Source organism: Moraxella sp. I5G (assembly GCF_055193055.1).
Genome location: NZ_JBUXLH010000027.1, coordinates 1 through 4,536, shown reverse-complemented (window position 1 = coordinate 4,536; position 4,536 = coordinate 1). Strand labels below are relative to the sequence as shown.

The following is a 4,536-nucleotide window of genomic DNA, read 5'->3' as shown; positions in this document are numbered from 1 at the left end:
TCTACTAGGTTGATATTGCTCATTTTTTTAACAAATTCTCGGCTATCTGGATCATCCTGTATATCCTGCTGTACATCTTTGGCAAAGCTTTGAGAAAAATAATACTCTTTTCTTGTATTTCTATATATGTATATATCATCTCCACATAATATCCCACCAGAACACTTACCCATCGTCATCAGTAGCTCTTTAAATTGACCGTGAATGGGTATATTGTATTTTTGTTCAATTTGTTTGATTTCATCTTCGGTATAGCCCTGAATAAGCTCAGGGCGTTCGATGAAATTATTGCGTGGGTTTTTAATGCTTAATAGGGTTTGGATTAAATTGTTCATAATAATCTACCTGTGGTTAATTCTTTAAAATAGTTATGTTCCTTTCCAGTAATTCGTGAGAATATGATTTGACGATAATATTTTAAAAAATCAAATAGGGTGCCAAATTCCCTAACAGTATCTTCATCAGTATCCCATTCATAGATAGTGTCATCTTGATTTGCAAGAAGCATAAAATACTGAAATCTATGCTCATTTATGCCTGCAAAAGCAAAGTATTTTTTTCTACTAGGTTAATATTACCCATATTTTTAATAAACTCTTGGCAGTCTAGGTCTTCGTGTATCTCTTGTCTCATGGCATCAGAAAAGTCATACTCATCTCTTGTCTCTCTATATATGTATATATCATCTCCACGCAATATCCCACCCGAACACTTACCCATCGTCATTAGCAATTCTTTAAATTGACCGTGGATTGGAAAATCATACTTTAGTTCAATTTGTTTAATCTCATCTTCGGTATAGCCTTCTATCAACTCAGGTCTGTCAATAAAACTATCATAAGGACTTTTGATGGATAATAGGGTTTGGATTAAATTGTTCATAAATCACTCCTAGGTTTTTGTACCTATTGAACCGTGTTCAATGCGAAATGCAATATAGTAATGTTTTATTTCTTTTTAGTTCAAACCTATAGAAAATTAACCCACTCATCAACAGGATATAAACCAGACTGTATGTTTGGTATAAATTCTGTCACATGAATATATCCTTCAACAGATATAGTAAATGCATATATCATCTTCAAAAGGTTTTTATCTTTGTCTATATCAATAGTATTTTCTGAATTGATATGTATTCTTAATAAATTAAGAAAATTCCATTTATGTAATATTTTATTAATATCTAAGGCAAAAATATTTTCATCAGACAAATATTTAAACCCATTCATATATTGACATTGAAATTTATCTAAATATAAACTACAAATAACATCTTTACTATATGAATACATTATATAAAATTCATCTTCATGAATATTTTTTAAATTATTTATTTCAATATCATTATTGAATAACTTAATTTTTGAACCATATATTTTTTCTATACTACTTATTGAAAGTTTGTCAATATTCTGTGGCACTATCTCTATCATAAAACTTATTTCACCTCCGATATTTTGCCTCTATTAATAACAATTCTACCATTATTAGTGTCCAAAATAATTTTATCAAATCTTGTGCTAATTCCATTGATGGGATAAGAATTTAAATCACTTATCATTTGCTCTTTTGTAATGTTTGTCAATCTGACATGAATTGTTGTCTTTTCCAACGTTCCCGATGGTAACTTGTGTGGATTGCCCTTAGGTAAATTTTCAGCTCTATAAATTTGCTGAGCATTTTCAGCAATTTTTGTTTGAACCTTCTTAGTGTTAGTGGTGGTCAGTCTTTTTAAAGATACAGGATACTCAACACCTGTTTTACCAACAAAAACCCCTTCTATACCTTGCTGATTCTTATTATCTGAAAACTTAAAACTTCCTCCACCTTGTTGTTGAGCAAATCTTATAGCATCTTTTTCCTCCTGAGGTTTAAATTTCCCACTAATTTTTATTGGCAATTTATCATTTATCTTATCATGCAATGATTTTTCATAATTGATATTATTATTCCCAACATTAAGATCTTTTGAACCCTTAGAAGCCTGATTACCAACATTGGTTGAAGGTTTATTTGTTGGCGCTGTTACTTGGTTACGACCCGCTCTTACTCCTCCAATTGCTGCATAGGCACCTTCTTGCATGACTCGTTCACCATCCTTACGAACGATGCAATCGGCAAAGCCAGAATCTGCACAGGAAACTACTGAATTATTGCAATATGCATATCCATTTAAAATGGTGTGAGTGCCTTGATATTCACGATAAGCATCTTGCAATCCAGCAAAATTTACATCTTTGTATTCGGCTTTGATTTTATTTATACAATCTGGCGTGGGGTTATTTTGACAGGCTTGAATCTCCTTAAAGTTGTCTTGAGCTAATTTTCCTGCAAGAGCTCTAATTCTGCGCATCTCTTCATCAAGTTTGACACCATCATAATGCCTTCTAGCGTAGGCTATTTGTCTTAATAATTCGTCAGTATCACTGTTCTTTAATGTGTTATTCCCCACCTCAGCTGCACTCACACTACCTGTAACATCGCCATCAGTGATGGCATAAGCAGTAGATGCTGTGGCTAGGGTGATGATGTTGGTGATGGTGTCTTTTTCATCTTGGGTGAGTTCTTTTGAATCTTTACCACATAAGAACTCAAATAGGTCAGGGCAGCAGCTTCACTACCTATGACGGATACCGTTCCTCTTTTAATCGAACCTATGGGCGAATAGAACGTTTTGTAAGATAAAACAATATTATTAAAAATATTAATGTTGCTGGTACTGATAAGAGAAAATAATCGAAAATTTCGAATAATGGATGATTCCAGGGTTTATTGTAGCTATCTGAAAATATAATGAAAATAAGGCAAAATCCATAGACTATCATCAGTGCAAATGATATCACATTTTTTAACCATTTATTCATTATTCCCCACTGAATAAAACATATAAGCAACAAGACTGGGGAAAAAAATATAGTAGCAACAAAACCAAGTAAAAATGGCACAAATGCCATAATTTTCATGGATTCAATAAAGTTAGTAGTGCTATATTCTCCGATTTTTATACATATTACTAATATTAAAAAAATAAAATAAGATACAATATAAAAACTTGCAAAGACAAAAAACAATGTTTTAAAAAATAAACCTTCAGTCCTCATGGCTTACACCCTTGTTATTCTTATTGTTTAGATATCCGTTACTTCACTCTATACCCATATAATTAACATCAATTATAAATGCAATCAATAAAAAAATAACTGTCATCGGAATAGAATATATAAAATACTGTGCCTGTAATACATATAATAATGATCCATTGAAGTAATTAGTATTTGGATAACCAAATAAAAAATAACCATAAAATTCAAATAATACAAAATTAATAAGATAACTTATTTTATTAGTTATTAATAATCTGACCAGCGCAAGCAAAATAAAAACTGGAAATAAAAATATCAGCATTATAATTAGAAAAGCCATCAATGCTTTTAAATGCAAAATAAATTCCGTACCAAAAATATCAAAAAATTTTGGATACATTAAGTAAAAAAATGGCAGAATGCAAGTGGAGTAACAAATGGAAAACCCTACCATAATTTCCAAAAGAATGTAAAAATAATTTTTTCTTCTCATGGCTTACACCCCTGTTGTTCAGTATAGCCTAGAAGCTTGCAACCATATCTAATTCTTGAACTTTTATCCAGTATATCTATTCCACCAGGTTGGGCTTGCTCTTCTTTAATAAGCTTTCCTGTGTATTTACGATTTTCACTATCCGTCATTTGGTTGGAAAACCATCTAAATAAATTTGCATCGGATAGATACTTTTCATGAATTGGCTGTAATACTGTTTGCTCATCACGCAATTGCTTAATATCCCATTGCATTGCATTTGGCCTATTATTGTACAAATGTCTAAAATTATTAAAACCTTGAATGATTAAAGTATCTCCAGCCTCTTTTCGCCAAGCGTATAAATCTGGATTACCTAAAATTTTTCCAGCTCCAAATGTTATATACGATGCACAACCATCTGCACCCAGTCCTGTTATACAACTACGAGAAACTTCATCAGCTCCACCAAACCATCTAGCGCCCACACCTAAATTTTTCTCATACTGATTGCTTGCGGCAAAGAAATTCGCTCTATTATCAATAGTATTAATAAGTAACAAATCTTGTGTTTGCATTAGGAGTATTGTATAAATAATCAAATGTTTGTTTGGAGGTTCGCGAAACATCGTTTCACATAACTGACCAAGCGTCTTGCATTGCAATATATTGAATTTGACTTGATATGGCTGCACGACACGCATCACTAGTTGGATTATTTGAGCATAGTCTCTGCGTCTCTTTATCAAGGCGCTCACTCAACTGTTCTGCTTCTTTCATGGTTAGTTGCCCTTTTCTAAATTGTTCCAGGGATACATACGTCAAATAATTCCACTCAACCTGCCCAACATTATTCACAGTACTTGCAGTATTACCGCCAACAGTCGCACCAATGCCTGCTGATAGAGCAAGTAAGGTGATGTCTCTGGTTTGTTTGTCAAAGCCTTGTTCTGCCAGATACTCATCAATCTTTGGAATGGC

7 protein-coding genes and 1 pseudogene are annotated in these 4,536 nt (G+C 32.5%); all 8 read right to left on the bottom strand.

Going from position 1 to position 4,536, the window contains the following annotated elements; genetic code table 11:
- Positions 1-335 (bottom strand): SMI1/KNR4 family protein (locus ACZBKJ_RS09670; protein WP_463200877.1); only part of this gene is annotated, 335 nt, incomplete at its 3' end.
- A 196-nt stretch (positions 336-531) separates the two neighbouring features.
- A complete protein-coding gene (locus tag ACZBKJ_RS09665) occupies positions 532-882 on the bottom strand; it encodes an SMI1/KNR4 family protein (RefSeq protein ID WP_463200876.1) in 351 nt (116 codons plus the stop codon).
- An 86-nt stretch (positions 883-968) separates the two neighbouring features.
- Complete coding sequence (locus tag ACZBKJ_RS09660; RefSeq protein WP_463200875.1) at positions 969-1,433, bottom strand: hypothetical protein; 465 nt, start codon at positions 1,431-1,433, stop codon at positions 969-971.
- A gap of 5 nt (positions 1,434-1,438) precedes the next feature.
- On the bottom strand, positions 1,439-2,467 hold the full coding sequence (locus ACZBKJ_RS09655; RefSeq protein ID WP_463200874.1) for a hypothetical protein: 1,029 nt from the start codon (positions 2,465-2,467) through the stop codon (positions 1,439-1,441).
- Between the two features lie 187 nt (positions 2,468-2,654).
- The gene (locus ACZBKJ_RS09650) at positions 2,655-3,101 is read right to left on the bottom strand and encodes a hypothetical protein (protein WP_463200873.1); all 447 of its coding nucleotides are present in this window, start codon (positions 3,099-3,101) and stop codon (positions 2,655-2,657) included.
- A gap of 43 nt (positions 3,102-3,144) precedes the next feature.
- Positions 3,145-3,576 (bottom strand): hypothetical protein, encoded by a 432-nt coding sequence (locus ACZBKJ_RS09645; protein ID WP_463200872.1) that lies wholly within the window; start codon positions 3,574-3,576, stop codon positions 3,145-3,147.
- Positions 3,573-4,184: a hypothetical protein gene (locus ACZBKJ_RS09640; RefSeq protein WP_463200871.1), complete on the bottom strand. Its 612-nt coding sequence runs from the start codon at positions 4,182-4,184 to the stop codon at positions 3,573-3,575. The genes ACZBKJ_RS09645 and ACZBKJ_RS09640 overlap by 4 nt, the downstream gene beginning before the upstream one ends.
- A gap of 4 nt (positions 4,185-4,188) precedes the next feature.
- Positions 4,189-4,536: pseudogene (locus ACZBKJ_RS09635) on the bottom strand (hypothetical protein); the annotation flags it as partial.